The 17,518-nt window shown below is 70.7% G+C and carries 20 protein-coding genes; 6 read left to right on the forward strand and 14 right to left on the reverse strand.

Features of this window, described 5'->3' with window-relative positions; all coding sequences use genetic code 11:
• Window positions 1-2: 2 nt before the first annotated feature.
• Complete coding sequence (locus ACFVDO_RS09490) at window positions 3-479, reverse strand: SixA phosphatase family protein (RefSeq protein ID WP_378858617.1); 477 nt, start codon at window positions 477-479, stop codon at window positions 3-5.
• Window positions 480-582: 103 nt separating this feature from the next.
• Between ACFVDO_RS09490 and ACFVDO_RS09495 the strand changes: the two genes are divergently transcribed.
• The 3 genes from ACFVDO_RS09495 to ACFVDO_RS09505 are packed head-to-tail and all read left to right on the forward strand — an operon-like array spanning window position 583 to window position 3,388.
• Window positions 583-2,295, forward strand: a complete 1,713-nt coding sequence (locus ACFVDO_RS09495) for a DUF4407 domain-containing protein (protein WP_378858616.1) — start codon at window positions 583-585, stop codon at window positions 2,293-2,295.
• A gap of 12 nt (window positions 2,296-2,307) precedes the next feature.
• Window positions 2,308-2,817 (forward strand): hypothetical protein, encoded by a 510-nt coding sequence (locus tag ACFVDO_RS09500; protein ID WP_378858615.1) that lies wholly within the window; start codon window positions 2,308-2,310, stop codon window positions 2,815-2,817.
• A gap of 10 nt (window positions 2,818-2,827) precedes the next feature.
• The gene (locus tag ACFVDO_RS09505; protein ID WP_378858614.1) at window positions 2,828-3,388 is read left to right on the forward strand and encodes a HEAT repeat domain-containing protein; all 561 of its coding nucleotides are present in this window, start codon (window positions 2,828-2,830) and stop codon (window positions 3,386-3,388) included.
• 40 nt (window positions 3,389-3,428) lie between these two features.
• On the opposite strand, the gene ACFVDO_RS09510 is transcribed toward ACFVDO_RS09505, so the two are convergent.
• The 6 genes from ACFVDO_RS09510 to ACFVDO_RS09535 all read right to left on the reverse strand — a co-directional run bounded on the left by ACFVDO_RS09510 (window position 3,429) and on the right by ACFVDO_RS09535 (window position 8,669).
• The gene (locus ACFVDO_RS09510; protein ID WP_378858613.1) at window positions 3,429-4,208 is read right to left on the reverse strand and encodes an FAD:protein FMN transferase; all 780 of its coding nucleotides are present in this window, start codon (window positions 4,206-4,208) and stop codon (window positions 3,429-3,431) included.
• On the reverse strand, window positions 4,205-4,759 hold the full coding sequence (locus ACFVDO_RS09515; RefSeq protein WP_378858641.1) for an FMN-binding protein: 555 nt from the start codon (window positions 4,757-4,759) through the stop codon (window positions 4,205-4,207). The genes ACFVDO_RS09510 and ACFVDO_RS09515 overlap by 4 nt, the downstream gene beginning before the upstream one ends.
• A 30-nt stretch (window positions 4,760-4,789) precedes the next feature.
• Entirely contained in the window at window positions 4,790-6,226 is a 1,437-nt protein-coding gene (locus ACFVDO_RS09520; protein ID WP_378858612.1) for a ferric reductase-like transmembrane domain-containing protein, read from the reverse strand.
• Window positions 6,227-6,309: 83 nt separating this feature from the next.
• Window positions 6,310-6,906: a hypothetical protein gene (locus ACFVDO_RS09525; protein ID WP_378858611.1), complete on the reverse strand. Its 597-nt coding sequence runs from the start codon at window positions 6,904-6,906 to the stop codon at window positions 6,310-6,312.
• Between the two features lie 99 nt (window positions 6,907-7,005).
• Window positions 7,006-8,001 (reverse strand): sensor histidine kinase, encoded by a 996-nt coding sequence (locus ACFVDO_RS09530; RefSeq protein ID WP_378858610.1) that lies wholly within the window; start codon window positions 7,999-8,001, stop codon window positions 7,006-7,008.
• Window positions 7,998-8,669 carry a response regulator transcription factor gene (locus ACFVDO_RS09535; RefSeq protein WP_378858609.1) on the reverse strand — a complete coding sequence of 224 codons (672 nt, stop codon included), beginning with the start codon at window positions 8,667-8,669 and terminating at the stop codon, window positions 7,998-8,000. Before ACFVDO_RS09535 ends, ACFVDO_RS09530 begins: the two co-directional genes overlap by 4 nt.
• 54 nt (window positions 8,670-8,723) lie before the next feature.
• Between ACFVDO_RS09535 and ACFVDO_RS09540 the strand changes: the two genes are divergently transcribed.
• The gene (locus tag ACFVDO_RS09540) at window positions 8,724-9,737 is read left to right on the forward strand and encodes an aldo/keto reductase family protein (RefSeq protein ID WP_378858608.1); all 1,014 of its coding nucleotides are present in this window, start codon (window positions 8,724-8,726) and stop codon (window positions 9,735-9,737) included.
• 109 nt (window positions 9,738-9,846) lie between these two features.
• On the opposite strand, the gene ACFVDO_RS09545 is transcribed toward ACFVDO_RS09540, so the two are convergent.
• From ACFVDO_RS09545 to ACFVDO_RS09560, 4 genes are all read right to left on the reverse strand, one after another.
• Entirely contained in the window at window positions 9,847-11,235 is a 1,389-nt protein-coding gene (locus tag ACFVDO_RS09545) for an FAD-binding oxidoreductase (RefSeq protein ID WP_378858607.1), read from the reverse strand.
• A 61-nt stretch (window positions 11,236-11,296) separates the two neighbouring features.
• On the reverse strand, window positions 11,297-12,532 hold the full coding sequence (locus ACFVDO_RS09550) for an aminotransferase class V-fold PLP-dependent enzyme (protein WP_378858606.1): 1,236 nt from the start codon (window positions 12,530-12,532) through the stop codon (window positions 11,297-11,299).
• Window positions 12,533-12,587: 55 nt separating this feature from the next.
• Window positions 12,588-13,097 (reverse strand): glycine cleavage system protein R, encoded by a 510-nt coding sequence (locus tag ACFVDO_RS09555; RefSeq protein ID WP_378858605.1) that lies wholly within the window; start codon window positions 13,095-13,097, stop codon window positions 12,588-12,590.
• A 16-nt stretch (window positions 13,098-13,113) separates the two neighbouring features.
• Entirely contained in the window at window positions 13,114-14,163 is a 1,050-nt protein-coding gene (locus tag ACFVDO_RS09560) for a PLP-dependent cysteine synthase family protein (protein ID WP_378858604.1), read from the reverse strand.
• A 78-nt stretch (window positions 14,164-14,241) separates the two neighbouring features.
• Here ACFVDO_RS09560 and ACFVDO_RS09565 point away from each other — a divergent pair, with 78 nt between their 5' ends.
• On the forward strand, window positions 14,242-14,604 hold the full coding sequence (locus ACFVDO_RS09565; protein ID WP_378858603.1) for a VOC family protein: 363 nt from the start codon (window positions 14,242-14,244) through the stop codon (window positions 14,602-14,604).
• A gap of 1 nt (window position 14,605) precedes the next feature.
• On the opposite strand, the gene ACFVDO_RS09570 is transcribed toward ACFVDO_RS09565, so the two are convergent.
• Genes ACFVDO_RS09570 through ACFVDO_RS09580 form a run of 3 tightly spaced genes read right to left on the reverse strand, consistent with a single transcriptional unit; the run spans window position 14,606 to window position 16,746 of the window.
• Complete coding sequence (locus tag ACFVDO_RS09570; RefSeq protein WP_378858602.1) at window positions 14,606-15,388, reverse strand: GntR family transcriptional regulator; 783 nt, start codon at window positions 15,386-15,388, stop codon at window positions 14,606-14,608.
• Between the two features lie 2 nt (window positions 15,389-15,390).
• The gene (gene rbsD / locus ACFVDO_RS09575; RefSeq protein ID WP_378858601.1) at window positions 15,391-15,789 is read right to left on the reverse strand and encodes a D-ribose pyranase; all 399 of its coding nucleotides are present in this window, start codon (window positions 15,787-15,789) and stop codon (window positions 15,391-15,393) included.
• A gap of 12 nt (window positions 15,790-15,801) precedes the next feature.
• Window positions 15,802-16,746: a ribokinase gene (locus ACFVDO_RS09580; RefSeq protein ID WP_378858600.1), complete on the reverse strand. Its 945-nt coding sequence runs from the start codon at window positions 16,744-16,746 to the stop codon at window positions 15,802-15,804.
• Window positions 16,747-16,858: 112 nt separating this feature from the next.
• Here ACFVDO_RS09580 and ACFVDO_RS09585 point away from each other — a divergent pair, with 112 nt between their 5' ends.
• Entirely contained in the window at window positions 16,859-17,515 is a 657-nt protein-coding gene (locus ACFVDO_RS09585) for a transaldolase family protein (RefSeq protein WP_378858599.1), read from the forward strand.
• Window positions 17,516-17,518 lie beyond the last annotated feature (3 nt).

A 17,518-nucleotide genomic window follows, 5' to 3' on the forward strand; every position in this document is an offset into this window, starting at 1 on the left:
GGTCAGTCGCCGGGCGTCCGAACCCGGACCAGGCGCCCCGAGCCCTCGATCAGCTCCGCCCACGAGTCCACGTCGACAGTGCACTCGACGACCGCGCAGGTCGGCAGCTCGACGAACTCGCCGGTGAGCTCGCCCACGGCATCGCTCATCCCGGGATTGTGGCCCACCAGCATCCCGACTGCGCAGTCGTCCGGCAGGCCGGATGCGATCTGCAGGATCGAACGAGCGGATGCCGCATAGAGCAGCGGATCCTCGTGGACGGTCAGCCCGAAGGCCGCCGCGTACTCGGCCGCTGTCGTTCGCGCACGGGTCGCGGTGCTCGACACGATCCGGTCCAGCGCGATGCCCTCGGCGATGAGCCGGCGAGCCATCGCCGGGGCATCGCGGCGTCCGCGCGCGTTGAGCGGACGGTCGTGATCGGAGTAGCCCGGCATCCCCCAATCGGACTTCGCGTGGCGGGCGAGCAGCAGCGTCTTCATGCGTCCAGCGTGGCACCCGACGGGCCGGGGCGCACCCCGAACCTGGGAGCGCTTGCAGGTTTCGTCGGGCCGCTCCACAGGCGGCCTTCCCTACCGTGGAAGGATGTCCTACTCTGCTCACCGCCCTGGACGGATGGATTCCCAGGGCCGTATCGAGTTCGACGTCGACGACCCGAACAGCGACCCGAACGCTGCGGCCGACGTCCCCGAATACTTCACCCGCGAATACCGTCCCGCCGGCCCAGACGCCGAGGCCGGCATCGACGCGACCGCTCTGAACGACGTCGTCGAGACCACCACGCGTCCGAACCCCGTCGTGCACGACGAGCAGGAGACCGAGTCGTTCGACGTCGAGGACTTCCCGTTCCTCGACGAGCCGGCGCAGGCTCAGGCCCCGACACAGGTGATCATGGACGAGCCTCAGGTCGAGGCATCCGAGCCGGAGTCGGTGTCTGCCCCCGCACCGCGCGCGACCAAGCCGCCGCGCGAAAAGCGCGAGAAGCGTGAGCGGGTCCCCGGGTCGCGGCTGCGCACCCTCGCCATTCTCGGTGGCGCCGACGGCGAGATCCTCGACCGCGTGCCCGGCGAGACGCCCCGCTTCGTGCAGATGTTCTTCGTGCTGCTCGGCACCGCGCTGGTCTCGGCACTGTCGATGATGTTCGCCCTGATGACCGGTGTGCAGGTCGCCGTCTGGCTGGCCGTGCCGCTCGCGATCGTCTGGGCCGCGATCATCTTCAACCTCGACCGCTTCCTCACCTCGACGATGACGGCGACCCGCAGCGTCGGGAAGCTGATCGCCATCGCGATCCCGCGTGTGCTGATGGCCGCGCTGATCGGCTTCGTCGTCGCCGAGCCCGTCGTGCTGCAGGTGTTCCACAACGACATCGCCCGCGAGGTCGCATCGACCAACATCACGCAGGCGCAGTCCGACCAGAACGGCCTCGAGAAGGGTCCTGAGAAGAAGGCGCTGGACGCCGCGACCAAGCGCGTGGCCAACCTGGAGAACCAGGCCGCGACCGGCATCGTCGCGGGCACGTCGAACTCCTCGGCATCCGAGTCGGCCGCGCAGGGCACGGTCGACGACCTGACCAAGAAGATGGCCGACCAGCAGAAGACCATCGACAGCGCCCGCGCGCTGTACCAGTGCGAGCTGACCGGCGCGGGCGCGGGCACCGTGCCCGGCTGCACCGGCGTTCACGGCAAGGGCACCAGCTCGGATGCTGCGAAGGCCCAGCTGACCGAGGCTCAGCAGACCTACGACGCTCTGGCAGCTCAGCTGCGCACCGCGAACGCCGAGCTCGAGAGCGCGGGCACCGCCGCGAAGGGCGAGCTGTCGGCGTCCGAGTCGGCCAATCGCAAGCAGGCGAAGGCCGAGCTGCCCGCCGCGAAGAAGACCTACGACCAGGCACTCGCCGCGTACAACGCGCGGGCCGATTCGGTCGCGCAGGGCAATGCCGGCGCGATCGGTCTGCTCAGCCAGATCAGCGGTCTGAACCGCCTCGGCGAGAAGGAGCCCACGATCTTCTGGGCGCACTGGCTGATCGCCGCGCTGTTCTTCATGATCGAGCTGCTGCCGGTGCTGGTGAAGGTGCTGACCAGCTTCGGCGACCCGTCGCTCTACGAGAAGACCGCGGCGATCCGCAAGCAGGTCGAGGAGGATCGCGTCTCGGCCGAGGGGTTCCGCGACCGCGCGGCCATCATGGCGACGGGATCGCTGCCGCCGGCCGAGCCTCCTGCATCCGCGCCCGCTGACACCGGCGATGCGCCGACAGTGCCGATCACGCGCGCCGACCTCCGCGAGGGCGCCACGGTCTGACAGGATCGCGGCATGGGCTCGCTGCGGAAACACACGACGACGGTCGCGATCATCGGCGTGTGCGCCGTGGTCGCCTATGCCGCGTGGGCGGCGGTGCAGATCCTCGTGCTGAACCCGCTGGCCGCGGTTCCGGATGCCGGGCTGCGCGAGATCTACGCGCAGATGGCGGCCGCGGGCGAGACGATGCCGATCGCGATGCCGTCGAGCATCCTCGCGATCGGCGTCGGACTGGCAGTGACCGTGGCCGTGGTGAGCATCAGGCGGCGGCTGGAGCCCTCGCTCGTCGCGGTGCTGTTCCTGATCCTGCTGGCGCTCGGGTCACCTGCCTACTTCATGGCCTCGTTCGGACCCGGCATGAACCTCGCCGACGCCTTCGGCATCAGCGGCGGCGACCACTCGCCGGGAGCTGTGCCGCTGTACGTCGTGAGCCTGCTGGCTGCCGGTGCCGCCGTGGGGCTGACGGTGCGCGCCAGCCGCCGGAAGGATGTCGCGACCGCCGTGAGCGGGCGGGCTGCGGCGTAGCGTAAGCGCCATGGATCTCGGCGAGGCGGCTCATGCGCACCCCGGGCGCCGGGCGCTCGCTGCAGCGGAGCACCTCGGCGAGGGCGAGCTCGTCCAGTGGTGCGCCGAACTGATCAGCGGCCGTCGCGTCTACGGGGCGCCGGATGACCCGGATCCCGCCTGGCTCGGCGGTGCGGCGGCCTCCGGGTGGGGCGCACCCGATCGGCTCACTGCCGAGACGGAGTACTGGCCACGCGTCTGGGCCGCTCGCACGCTCCTGTACGTCTGGGAGGATGCCGCGATCCCGGCGGTGCTCGACGGACTGCACGACCGTGCGTGGCGGGTCCGCGAGATGAGTCTCAAGGTCGCGCTCCGGTGGGAAGTCGCAGAGGCGCTCGAGCCGTGTACGGGCCTCATCGACGACAGCACGCCGCGGGTGCGCCTCGCGGCGATCCGGCTCCTCGGCGAGCTGGGGGAGGCCGAGCATCTCGAGGTGCTCGGTTCAGCCGCATTCGACGAGCCGGGGGAGCGCGAGGCCGTGGATCGGGCGGTCCTCCGGGCGGAGCGACGCCTCGATCGACCCTTGCGATGACGACGGGGCTGGGTGTCTCGGCTCGCTCCGTCACCGTTCCTCATCGACCGGAGGGTGTGACCTCGAGGCCGACTCCGGCGAGCCATCGGTGGACCTGACCGGTGCTGTCGACCGTCATGCCGGTGCCGGGAAGACGGATGCTCGTGTCCGGGCCGGCGACGACTGCCGTGGTCGCCCAGACATCCGCCTGCGTGAGCGACGGCGCGATCACGGTCGCCGAGACGATCCCGGTCGCGGGCCGACCGGTACGCGGGTCGATGATGTGGGAGCCGCGCTCGGCGCTGCCCGACGTGGCCACGGCGCCGTTGCGGACCGGAACGGTCGCAAGCAGGCGACTGCGATCGGAGGGGTCGACGATGCCGACGTTCCACATCCATTCCGCGGCATCCGCCGTGAACAGCTGCATGTCGCCGCCCACGTCGAGCCCGGCCGCCACGACGCCGGGCATCCGCACCAGGTCGGCGAGTCGCTCCCGCGCGGCGAGCTCCGTCGCCCAGCCCTTCACATAGCCGGTGGGATCGAACCAGCCGCCCACATGTGCGCTGAACAGTCCGCCGGTGGAGGCTTCGGCTTCCCGGCATCCGTCCTCGACCTCCGCGACCCACGGGTCGGCATCCGCGCCGGCGAGTTCGCCGCGAGCGATCCGACGGATGTCGGAGCGCTCGTCGTAGGTCGAGAAGACGCGATCCGCGCGGTGCAGGACGTCGAAGGCGGCCTCGGCCGCAACCGTGAACTCGGCGTCCCGGATGCTGCCGATGACGTGCACACTCGCCACGGTGCCCATGACCTCGCGCACCGCGACGTGCCGGGCGGCGTTCATGACTGCGCCTGATCGAGCGCGCTCTGCAGCGACTGCGTGTAGCCCTGGCTGGTGTACGTGGCACCGGAGATCATCGAGATGCTCGCCGACTGCGCCGACGTCGTCTCGGAGACCAGCATCGGCACCGCCTGCGAATTGATCTGCTGATCACGGGGGCTCTCGCTCGGGTACTCCGGGACGTTCACCTGCGTGATCCGTCCGCCGCTGATCGTGATCTGCACCTGCACGGGGCCGTAGCGGGTGTCCACGGCGCTGCCGGTGAAAGTGCCGTCCTTGAGAGCCGATGACGAGGAACCGGACGACGAGGACGAACCATCGGATGCATCGGACGAGCCCGACGACGACGAACCACCGGATGTCGCATCCGATCCGCTCGATGAGTTCCCGGTGCTTCCCGACGCCCCGCTCCCACTCCCGCCGGACGACGTCGTGGTCCCCGTGCCCGTGGCCTGCGGCTGCGCCGCGATCATCTCGCCGTGCGAGGTGCGGTAGCCGAACAGCAGCACGAGTCCGCTGATCGTGGCGAGACCGGCGTAGACGATCCGCTTCATGGGGCTGCTCTTCATGATGTCTCCTCGCTCTCAGACGGTGAAGGATTCGCGATGCACCTGAGACGGCGGGAACCCTGCGGCGCGCAGGTCGCGCAGCACGGCATCCATCCACTCGGGTGGACCGCACACGTAGACGTCGTGATCGGCCGGGTCGGGGGCGAGCCGCCGAAGGGCGGCGACGCCGTTCCAGCCCGCGTGACTCTGCGGCAGCCAGACCGGTCCTGTGCTCGCGCGGCGACCGATCAGCGGGACGTGCTGCACACCGCGATCCCGCACGAGCGCGGCGATGGCGTCCGTCCGCAGCGCGACCTCCGCCACGGTGTCGCGGGTCACGAGCGTCGCCGAGCCGGGGGCGTAGTCCTCGCCCTCGAGCAGCGCCACGAGGGGCGCAACGCCGGCGCCGGCGCCGATGAGCAGCATCCGTCGCCCCTGCCGGCTCTCACCGGTCAGCTTGCCGTAGGGACCCTCGATGAGCACGCGCGTGCCTGGGCGCAGCGTCGTCAGCCGTGAGGTGCCGTCGCCGACCAGGCGCGCCGAGATCGCCAGCTCATCGCCTACCGGTGCGGCGGACAGCGAGAACGGATGCCCGCGGGTCCAGCCAGGACCGTCCAGGAAGCGCCAGACGAAGAACTGCCCGGGCTTCGCGCCGAGGTTGGAGACACCGACGCCCCGCATCCGCACGGTCACGCCGTCGGCGCCGTCGGGCGTCACGGACGACACCCGCAGCAGGTGCCGGCGGGAGTGCGCGAGCGGCACGATCACACGGTAGATGACGATGGCGACCGCGGCGGCGATCCAGAGTCCCCACCAGTACACGGTGGCGACGGGCGAGGCCGTGAAGTCCGACCCGGTCCACAGCTGATGCGGCAGCGCGAGACCCGCGCCGAGGTAGCCGTACAGGTGCAGAAGGTGCCAGGACTCGTAGCGCAGCCGGCGCCGTGCCCGCCGTGCCGACGTCACCGCGACCATGATCACCAGCAGGGTGCCCGCCGTCGCCAGCAGCATGCCGGGGTAATCGACCACGAACTGCACGAGCTGCGTGATCGGGTTGAGGTTCGCCTCGACCGCGTAGCCGAGGGTCTGCAGCACGATGTGCGCGAGCAGCAGCCACAGCGACCAGAAGCCGGTGAGGCGGTGCATCCGCGTCATCCCGTCGCGGCCGAAGCCGCGCTCGAAGAGCGGGATGCGCGCCATCAGAAGCACGAGCAGGAGCAGCAGATTCGACGACACCAGGCCGGTGAGCCGGCCGAGCGCGTTCAGAGCGGATGCTCCGCCGCCGAGCAGATCGTCGACGCCGCCGCCGTCCACCCACAGCGCCGCGACGAACAGGCACGTCGCCCACACCACGATCACCGCACCGAGGTTCCAGACGTCGGTGCGCCGCGTGCCTGTGGGCGCGGTCCCGGTTCCCGGGGCGTGCCGGATGCCGGTGGCGCCGCGCTGGACGGGGCTGTGGACCGTGGCCATGGTGTGCTCCTCTCGGCTCCGGTCTCACCCGATGGGGCTGTGCGGGGGGACCCGCATCAGGCGAGACCGGAGGTGTTGGGCGATCAGTCGGACGGGGTGGTGCTCTCGGGCGCGGGCGACTGGTCGGGTGAGTTCGGGCTGCCCGGCCGAGTGCCGTTCTGGCCGGTCCCGCTGTTCTGGCCGTCCTGACCGTCGGATGAGCCGCCGTTCTGCCGGCCGCCGTCACCGCGGAACCCGTCGCCACCGCGGAACTCGGAGCCGCCGTGGCCGCCGCGGTCACCGTGTCCGTCGCCAGGGCCCTGCGACCACTCCTCGCTCTGGGCCTCGGAGTGTCCGAAGCCGCGGAGCTCGCCGTGCGCGGCCCAGCCGCCGCCGAACCCGACACCGAGCAGGACCACGCCCGCCGCGACTCCGGCGACGACGCGTGTGCCGGTGCGCGACCAGAACGGCTTGGCGGGGGCCGCGGGGACGGGCTGCGCAGCCGCCGCCTCGGCGACGGGCTGCGAGGGAAGCGCGGTGGTGGCGGCCTCGGCGGCCGGGGGAACCGCCGCAGCTTCGGCAGGCGGAGCCGCCGGAGGATGAGTCGCCTGGGCCGCGGCATCAGTGGCGGGCGTCTGGGCGCCCTGCCCCGCGGCATCCGATGAATCGGGCGCGAGGGGAGTCTCGTTGTTCTCTGTCATGCCGGAACTGTCCCGCGCGCGCACCAAGAGTGCGCCAAGAATTCGCCCCTCACCGGCACTTCATAGCCGGCGGATCGTCGATTCTCAGCGGATGCCCGGTCAGCGGGCCGGCAGAGAGAGCAGGAACGTCGTGCCCGCGGGTGACGTGCTCTCGACCTCGACCGAACCGCCGAACCGGTTCGCGACGTCGCGAACCAGCGCGAGTCCCAGCCCGAAGCCGCGCCGCTCCGACGACGACGTCGAGCGCGCGAACCTCTCGAAGAGGCGGGACGGATCGATGCCCGAGAGGCCCGGTCCCTGGTCGGCCACGCGGATCTCCACGCGGCGGCCGTCCGCCCGCGCCGACAGCTGCACCGTTCCGCCGTCCGGGCTGAACCGCACGGCGTTGTCGAGCAGCGCGATCACCGCGCGCACCAGCGCCGTCGGCTCGGCCGCAGCGCGCAGCTCGGGTGCAGCATCCGCGACGATCCGCACGCCGCGCTCGGCACCCTTCGGCGCGAGCACCGTGGCCGCGTCGTCGAATGCCGCCCGCACGGATGCCTCGGCACCGGCATCGTCGGCGCGCACTCCGGCCGTCTCGGCGGCCAGGAGCAGATCGGTGAGCACGGCGTCCATCACCTCGGCATCCCGCCGCATGTCCTGCAGCACCGGCGCGACATTCTCGCCGCCGCGCAGGCGGTGCTCGGCGAGCTGGATGCGGCTGTTCAGCGTGGTCAGCGGCGTGCGCAGCTCATGGCTGGCGTCCGCGACGAAGGCGCGCTGCACGCCGAGCGCCTCGGCCAGAGGCTCCGACGCGCGACGCGAGGCGTACCAGGCGAGCACTCCGAGCAGCAGCACGCCGATCACGCCCACCGCGATGACGATCGGCAGCACGTCGTCGAGATCGACGACCCGGTCGTAGGGCGGCTCTCCGGGGCGGCCGTCGTGCGGCCCCCGCTCCGGCCTGCTCGCGGTGAACAGCGCCGTCACGATCACCACGATCACCACTGTCACGACGGCGGCCGAGGCGAGCCCGACCCACAGGCCGGTTCTCACTGCCGAGCGCTGAACGCGGGCGCGATCCGCGGCGACGGCGTGGTCGGTGCGGCGGCTCATCGTGGCATCCCGCTGCGGTAGCCGCGTGCGCGGACGGTGTCGATGATCTCCGGCGTCGACTTGCGGCGCACGTAGTGCACCAGAGCATCGACGCTGCCGGCGGAACCTCCGGGGAAGGCGCTGGCGACGATCTCCTCGCGCGAGAACACATGCTCGGGGCTCGAGCTGAGCAGCTCCAGCAGATCGCCCTCAGCCTGGGTGAGCGGGATGCGGGCGCCGTCCGGCGCGTACAGCGCCAGCGACTCCGACGAGAACAGCCAGTCCCCGATCTCGCGCCTGCTGCCGGGGCCGCGTCCGCGACGCAGGGCGCGCAGGCGGGCACGCAGCTCGTCGAAGTCGAACGGCTTCAGCAGATAGTCGTCGGCCCCCGCATCCAGCCCGCTGACGCGGTCCTCGACGGCGCCGAGCGCGGTGAGCATGATCGCCGGCGTCGTGATGTGCGCGGTGCGCACGGCCGAGAGCAGCTCGGTGCCGTCGAGGCCGGGGAGCCGGCGGTCCACGACCATCACGTCGTAGCGGCGGCCGAGGGCCAGCTCGATGCCGGCCTCACCGGTGCGCGCATGGTCGACCTGGTACTCGTCGGAGAGCATCTCTGTGACGATGGCGGCTGTCTCCGCCTCGTCCTCGACATACAGCAGGCGCGGCAGCGGGTCGTCAGCGGCGGACATGGGTCAAGTGTCGCACCGGCCCGACCGCCCTGGGAACGCGACTAGCGTTGGATCATGGTCAACTATCGCTATCTGGGCAACAGCGGGTTCAAGGTCTCCGAGATCACCCTCGGCAACTGGGTGACGCATGCGTCGCAGGTCGGGGACGACGCCGCGGTCGCCACGGTGCACGCCGCGCTGGATGCCGGCATCACCACCTTCGACACCGCTGACACCTACGCCAACACCGCTGCGGAGGTCGTGCTCGGCAAGGCCCTCGAGGGGCAGCGCCGCGAGAGCCTCGAGATCTTCACGAAGGTCTACTTCCCGACCGGCCCGAAGGGCCCGAACGACACAGGTCTCAGCCGCAAGCACATCCGCGACTCGATCGAGGGCTCGCTGCGCCGCCTCGGCGTCGAGTACGTCGACCTGTACCAGGCGCACCGCTACGACTACGAGACGCCGCTCGAGGAGACCATGCAGGCCTTCGCCGACGTCGTGCGGCAGGGCAAGGCGCTGTACATCGGCGTCTCGGAGTGGACCGCAGAGCAGCTGCGCGAGGGGCATGCACTGGCCCGAGAACTCGGTGTGCAGCTGGTCTCGAACCAGCCGCAGTACTCGATGCTGCACCGCGTGATCGAGGGCAGGGTGGTTCCGGCATCCGAGGAGCTGGGCATCTCGCAGATCGTCTGGTCGCCGATGGCGCAGGGCGTGCTGAGCGGCAAGTACCTGCCCGGTCAGCCGGTGCCGGAGGGGTCGCGCGCGACCGATCCGCACTCGGGCGCGCACTTCATCAAGGGCTTCCTGCAGGACGACATCCTCAGCGCAGTGCAGAACCTGAAGCCGATCGCCGAGCAGGCGGGCCTGACGATGCCGCAGCTCGCGATCGCGTGGGTGCTGCAGAACTCCAACATCGCCGCCGCGCTCGTCGGAGCTTCGCGCCCGGAGCAGCTCGCCGACACCGTGAAGGCGTCCGGAGTGGTGCTCGACGCCGACACGCTCGCCGCGATCGACACGGCCCTCGCCGGCGTCGTGAACGACGACCCCGAGGACACGTACACGGTCTCGCCGAAGGAGCGCCTGGTCTGAGGCATCCTGCCTCCGCACCTTGAGGGGTCGGAGAACGCGGCATCCGGGCATCCGGACCCGACGTTCTCTGGCCCCTCGTCCTGTATTCGCTTCGCCCCGGTCGCTGTGCTCAGAGCGCCCCGAACACCGCGCCGGGGTTGAGGATGTTCTGCGGATCGAGGGCCTTCTTGATGCGCAGGTTCAGGTCGAGCACGTCCTCGCCGAGGTAGTCCCCGAGCCAGGGCTGCTTCAGCCGGCCGACGCCGTGCTCGCCGGTGATCGTGCCGCCGAGCGCGATCGCCAGGTCCATGACCTCGCCGTAGGCGACGTCGGCGCGCTCCTTCTGACCGGGGTCGTTCGGGTCGAGCACCAGCAGCGGATGCGTGTTGCCGTCGCCCGCGTGCGCGACGATGGAGATCTCGGTGCGGTGCCGCGCGGCGATCTCGGCGACACCCAGCACCAGGTCGCCGAGGCGGGGGAGCGGCACGCCGACGTCCTCCAGAAGCAGCGCGCCGCGCTTCTCGACCGCGGGGATCGCCTGGCGGCGCGCCTCGATGAGCGCCTCGCTCTCGTCGGGGTCGTTCGTCGAATAGCACTCGGTGGCGCCGTTCGCGCCGCAGATGACCTCGACCGCGGCGATCTGCTCCTGAGCCAGCGCCTCCGGCTCGTCGGACTGCACGATCAGCATCGCGGCGGAACCGCGGTCCAGCTCCATGCGCATCATGTCCTCGACCGCGTTGATCGCGACCTGGTCCATGAACTCCAGCATCGACGGGCGCATCGCTCCCTTGATGTCCAGCACCGCCTGGATCGCGCCGGACAGCGTCGGGAACATCGCCACCAGCGTGGTGGGCGTGCGCTGCTCGGGCACCAGCCGCAGCACGATCTCGGTGATGATGCCGAGCGTGCCCTCGCTGCCGACGAAGAGCTTGGTCAGCGACAGGCCGGCGACGTCCTTCAGCCGCGGCCCGCCGAGCTTCACGACCTTGCCGTCTGCGAGGACCACCGTGAGGCCGAGCACGTAGTCGGTGGTCACGCCGTACTTCACGCAGCACAGGCCGCCGGCGTTCGTCGCGACGTTGCCGCCGATCGAGCAGAACTCCTGCGAGGACGGGTCCGGCGGATACCAGAGGCCGTGCTCGGATGCCGCGGCCTTGACCTCGACGTTGAACGCGCCGGGCTGCACGGTGGCCATCTGCACGAGCGGATCGATCGTGATCTGCCGCATCCGATCCAGCGAGACGACGATCGCGTCGTCCTGCGCCGAGCTGCCGCCGGAGAGCCCGGAGCCCGCGCCGCGCGGGATCACGGCGACGCCCTCGCGGGCGGCGATCTTCATCGCGGCCTGCACGTCCTGGGTCGACGTCGCACGCACGACGGCGAGCGGCACCCCGGCATCAGGGTCGTTGGCGCGGTCCCAGCGGTACGCATCGAGCGAGTCGCGGTTGGTGACGAGCACGCCCTCGGGCAGGTCGGCGTTCAGAGCGGCGAGCACGCGCTCGCGGCGGTCGGGTTCCATCACACGAGCGTATCGCCGTCGCCCGCTCCTGCACCGCCCGGAGGCGAGTTCGGCTGGTGCCTCAGATGACGTGCGCGGATGCCGAGGAGCGGATGCCGGCGCGCCGCAGGATCTCCGGCACGCAGCGCTCCACGAACGCCTCGAAGTCGGATGCCTCGGTGTACAGGTGCGCGGAGAGCCGGAAGTACCCGACGCCGTCGAAACTGGTGAAGGCCGTCTCGACGCCGACCGCGTCGAGCAGCTGCATCCGCAGTCCGTCCGCCGCCTCTCGATCGCGGCCGAGAGCATCCGGCAGCCGGATGAGCCGCATCGACGGCACAGGGGCCGGCGACGCGGTGAGCGCCTCCGCCTCGGTGTACGGCTGCAGGGCGTCGGCGATGACCCTGGCCCCGTGGTCGGCCATCGCGGAGATGGCTTCGCGGGCGGCATCCCACCCGATCTCCTCCTCGACGAAGGAGATGGACGCCGGGGTGCTCAGGTACGAGGTCGCGTCGATCGTGCCCTGACCGTCGAATCGCGTCGGATAGGGATCCCGCGCACCCCAGGAGTCGATCAGCGGCCACAACTCATCGCGGTCGGATGCCGTGGTCACGAGCAGCGCGGAACCGCGCGGCGCGCAGGGCCACTTGTGCATGTTGCCGAACCACCAGTCTCCACCGGCGACCGTGGCCGCATCGGGGACGAGGCCGGGGGCGTGCGCCCCGTCGACCAGAGTGCGGACACCCCGCCCGGCGGCGACGTCGGCGATGCGTCTGGTGGGCAGCATCCGGGCGGTCGGGGAGGTGATCTGGTCGACCACGATCAGGCGGGTGCGGTCGGTGATCGCGTCGGTGAAGCGCTGCACGGCCTCGTCGTCGTCGGCGAGCAGGGGGAGGTGCACCACGCGCACCGCGGCGCCGAAGCGCCGTGCCAGGCGTTCGGCACCCATGGTGATGGCGCCGTAGCCGTGGTCGGTGACGAGGATCTCGTCACCGTGGGAGAGCACGAGGGAGTTGTAGACGACTGTCGCGGCGGCCGACGCGTTCGGCACGAACACCGTGTCCTCAGGGCGGGCGCCGACGAAGGGCGCGGTGGTCTCCCGCGCCTCGCGCACGAGCTCGGAGACTCGGGGGAACCACCCCACCGGGCTGAGGTCGGCGCGACGGCGCAGGGCGTCCTGGTGGGCGACGACCGCTGTCGGGACGGCGCCGAACGAACCGTGGTTGAGGTGGATGACCGCCGGATCGAGCGGCCACGCGTCGCGGGCGCGCTCGAAGGACTTCAGCCTGATGGGAGGCGGCGTCGTGGCCGTGGTCATGCGTCCTCGCAGCGTGTCGGGGAAGGAGATCAAGGGCGAGCCTGCGGCCCAGGGGTCAGCCCAGCGAGATGTCGACCTGGATCTCGGTGGCGAGCTGCTCGAGGTCGGCGCGCAGCGCGTCGATGTCGGCCGAGGCGGGCACCGTCGCGGTGACCGTCGATTCGAACAGGCGCCCGCCGGCCATGGCGGCATCCTTCGTGACCGTCGTCATGTCCTCGATGCTCAGCGCGTGCTCGGCGAGCACCCGCGAGACCTCGCGCACGATGCCCGCGCGGTCGTTGCCCAGCACGGTCAGACTGATCCGCTGCACGTCGGCGGATGCCGCACCACCCGTTCCCGTGTGCACGGTGACCGCGAGAAGCCCGTCGAGCGCGCGGAGCGCCGACTGCAGGTCGGCGACGCGCTCCGGCGCGACCGACACCTCGATGACGCCGGCGAACGTGCCGGCGAGCTCGGCGAGTCGGCTGTTCTCCCAGTTGCCGCCGTGCGCGTCGACGGCGTCGGCCACGGCCGAGACGAGTCCGGGGCGATCCGCTCCCGCGACGGTGAGGATGAGCGTAGTCATGGGCTCAGCGTACTGATCACCACTGACCGGATGCCAGGAACCGCTCCAGCTGCGCGCGGTGCGGCGCGAGGTCCCAGCCCTGCGCGGCCACCCACTCGTCGTTGTAGTAGGTCTGCGCGTAGCGCACGCCGCCATCGCAGATCAGGGTCACGACGCTGCCGGTCTCACCGGCATCCCGCATTCGCGAGATCAACTGGAACGCACCGATCAGGTTCGTACCGGTCGACCCGCCTGCCCAGTACAGGGTGCGCTCGCGCAGCATGCGGATGGCGGCGACGGATGCGGCATCCGGCACCTGGATCATCTCGTCGATCACGCTCGGCACGAACGACGCCTCGACCCGCGGACGGCCGATGCCCTCGATCCTCGAGGGCTGCCCCGTGGCATCCGCGTCGCCCTTCCACCCCGCGTAGAACGCAGAGCCCTCCGGGTCGACGACGGCCACCTTCGTCTCGTGCCGCCGGTACCGCACATACCGGCCGAAGGTCGCGCTGGTGCCGCCGGTGCCGGCGCCGACGACGATCCAGGAGGGGATCGGATGCCGCTCCTGCGACAACTGGCTGAACACGCTCTCGGCGATGTTGTTGTTGCCGCGCCAGTCGGTGGCGCGCTCGGCGTAAGTGAACTGGTCGAGATAGTGGCCGCGGCAGGCGGATGCCAGGCGGCGGGCTTCCGGCGAGATGTCCTCGGCCCGGTCGACGAGGTGGCAGCGGCCGCCGTAGAACTCGATCAGGTCGATCTTCTCCTGCGTGGTCGAGCGGGGCACGACGGTGACGAACTCGAGCCCCAGCATCCGTGCGAAATACGCCTCGGAGACGGCCGTCGATCCGCTGGACGACTCGACCAGCACGGTGTTCTCGTCGATGAGCCCGTTGACCAGGCCGTACAGGATCAGTGAGCGCGCCAGCCGGTGCTTGAGCGAACCGGTCGGATGCACCGACTCATCCTTCAGATACAGATCGATGCCCCACTCGGCGGGCAGCGGGAAGAGATGCAGATGCGTGTCGGCCGACCGGTTGCCGTCGGCTTCGAGCACGCGGATGGCGGAACTGACCCATTCGCTCATGGTCTCGAGGGTATCTGCCCTTGTCCGTCGCTCGTGCAGGGCGCACACTTGCCGAAGGGGGCGCGAGAGGAGACGAGCATGGCGCACGGAGACATCACCCACATCGACATCCCGGTCGCGGATCTGGCGAAGGGAGCGGCGTTCTACTCGGGCCTGTTCGGCTGGAACATCGCCGAGATGCCCGGATACGAGGGCTACCCGATGTGGCAGGCCCCGAACGGGATCAGCGGCGGCGGCCTCGCCCTGCGCGAGGACGGCTTCACCCAACCGCGGTCCTACGTCGAGGTCGACTCGATCGACGACACGATCGCTGCGGCGAAGGCCGCCGGCGGCAGCGTCGCGAGAGAGAAGGGCCCGATCAGCGACACCAGCTGGTGGGCGGTCATCGTCGACCCGGACGGCAACCACATCGGACTGTTCGAGGGCGTCGTCGGCGGCTGATTCAGTTCCCGCCTGTGTGCAGCAGGGCTGCGCGGCCCTGCTCGTCGCTGAGCTGGAACTCGAACCGTGAGCGGTCCCCCCGGTGGTGGGCGATGAAGAACTCGATCGGGCGACCGGTCTCGTCCCTGCTGACGCTGCGCAGCCGCAGCAGGGCGGATCCGGCGCTCACACCGAGGCGCTGCGCCTGCTCATGGGTCGCGACCGTCGCCTCCGCCGAGCGTACGCCGTGCGTGGCGCGGATGCCGTGCTCGGCGAGCAGCCGGTAGAGGGAGGCCTCGCGCAGATCGGCGTCGAGCGTGACCGCGCCGACGTCCTCCGGCATCCACGTGGTGGACAGCGACCAGGCGTCGCCGTCGACGTGACGCAGGCGCTCCAGCACGACGACGGGCGCACCGACAGGAACCTCCAGGGCTCTGGCGACCGTCTCGTCCGCTGTGCTGCGCTCATGGCGCAGCACGTCGCTGTGCACGTGACCGCCACGCTGCTGAACTTCGTCGAACAGGCCGATCAGGGTGTGCACCAGCGATTCCGCCGTGCGCGGCCTCGCCACGAACGTGCCCTTGCCCTTCACTCGCTCGACGAGGCCCTCATGCTCGAGCTGGGCGAGCGCCTGCCGCACCACTGTGCGTGAGATGCCGTACTGCGCGCACAACCGGTGCTCGCCGGGAAGAGGATCACCGGGCTGAAGGCCGTCGCGTTCGATCCCGTCGATGATCAGCTGCCGCAGCTGGTCGTACATGGGCGCGGCAGAATGGCGGTCGATCGCCTCGAGTGACTCGGCCATGGTCAGTACGCCACCCCCGCCTGCAGGATCACGTTGGCATAGGGGGTGAATTCGCCGGAGCGCACGAACGCGCGCGCGGTGCGGGTGCGCTCCTTGAACTCGACGTGCGGCACGAGCTCGATCTCGATGCCGGGCAGGCGCTCGCGCAGGGCTTCCAGGACATGCGGGCTCTGCTCGGCGACCTCGGCCGACACCGTCGCCCCCTCGACCACCAGCTCCGCCAGCACGGTGTCCAGCACGTCGAGGAAGGCCGGGGCTCCGGGCCGGTAGGCCAGGTCGATCCGCTCGGAGCCCGGCGGGATCGGCAGGCCGGCGTCGGTGACGACGATGAGGTCGGTATGGCCGGTCTCGCTGATCACCCGGGATAGCGCGGGGTTGATCGTCGTGGATGTCTTGCGCATGCGGATGCTCCTTCAGACGCGGGATGCCGCGAGCAGATCGTCGACCTCGTGTCGGTGCGGCAGGCTGGGCGAGGCGCCCTGACGGGTGACGGCGATGGCCCCGGCTGCGCTGGCCAGCGCGGTGGCTTCGGCGAGCGTCCAGCCGTCGGCGAGGGCTGCGCCGAGGTATCCGGCGTAGGCATCGCCTGCGGCGGTGGTGTCGACCGGCTTGACCGGGATCGGGTCGATGAAGGTCGTCCCCTCCGGGGTCACGACGCAGGAGCCCTTCTCCGCCATGGTGATCACCGCCGCGCCCACGCCCTGATCGAGGAACCAGCGGCCGGCCCGTTCCGCCGAAGCGGCGTCGGTGACCTCGATGCCACTGAGCAGCGTCGCCTCGGTCTCGTTCGGGGTGACGATGTCGATGTTCGGCCAGACGTCGGGGTCGAGCGGAGCGGCGGGTGCGGGGTCGAGCACGACCGTCATGCCGAGCTGCTGTCCACGGGCGGTGATGTGACGGGTCAGGGCGGCGGGAGTCTCGAGCTGCGTGAGCAGCACGGAGGTGGTGGGGGCGAGCGACTCGAGCGCGGCGTCGATCTGCGCGGCGCTGAGGTGCGCGTTCGCCAGCGGCACCATGACGATGTCGTTCTGCGCGGAGGCGTCCACGCGGATGTGCGCGATGCCGGTCGGCCCCGGCACGGTGCGCAGATGGGTGAGATCGACGCCCGCGGCGCTCAGCCCGTCCACGACGAGGTCATGGAAGAGGTCGTCGCCGACGCATCCGACGAAGCTGGTGCGTGCGCCTGCCTGCCCGGCGGCGACCGCCTGATTCGCGCCCTTGCCGCCCAGCAGCAGAGTGAACTGGTCGCCGAGGATGGTCTCGCCACGGGCCGGGAGCCGCTGCGAGAAGGTGGTCACATCTGCGGTGACGCTTCCGACGATCACCACACCGGAACGGTCGGTCTGCTCGGCAGGCATGGGACTCCTCGATCGTCTTCGACGGGCGCGACCCTTTTTGACAGCGGGGAACGCTGTCATTACATTAGCGGCATCGGAACCTGTAACGACAGGTTGGAGGAGGAGCATCCGCATGACCGCACCCCGCCTGTACGTCGACAGCGCCGACGGCGCTCGCGTGAGCGCCCTGCTCGCGACGGGCGTCGTGCACGGGGTGACGACAAATCCGACCATCCTCGAGCGGGGAGGACGCACCGCATCCGAGATCCCCGCGCTGTACGCCGACTGGGTGAGCGGGGGTGCGCACGAGGTGTTCTTCCAGACCTGGGGAGCCGACCGCGACGCGTATCTGCGCAACGCCGAGCGCATCCTCGCTCTCGGCGACCGCGTGGCCGTGAAGGTCCCGGCTACGACGGAGGGGTTCGCGGCGGCGACCGCCCTGGTGCGCGGCGGCGCGACCGTACTGGTAACCGCGGTGTACTCGGTCGCCCAGGCGCTCGCCTGCGCGAGCATCGGCGCGCACTACGTCGCCCCGTACCTCGGCCGGATGCGGGATGCCGGAATGGATGGCGACGCCATGATCGCCCGCATGCAGTCGGTCTGCGAGGGCACCGGCACGAACGTGCTCGCGGCGAGCCTGCGATCGCCGGCCGACATCGTCGGTCTGCGTGAGGCGGGCGTGCCCTACTTCACCGCGGCCCCTGACGTGATCGAGGCGATGCTCACGGACCCGACCAGCGACGCGTCGGCGGCCGAGTTCGACGAGACGATGGTGCGGCTGGGCGGTTGACCC

This window comes from Microbacterium sp. NPDC057741, from assembly GCF_042798735.1.
Taxonomy (GTDB): domain Bacteria; phylum Actinomycetota; class Actinomycetes; order Actinomycetales; family Microbacteriaceae; genus Microbacterium.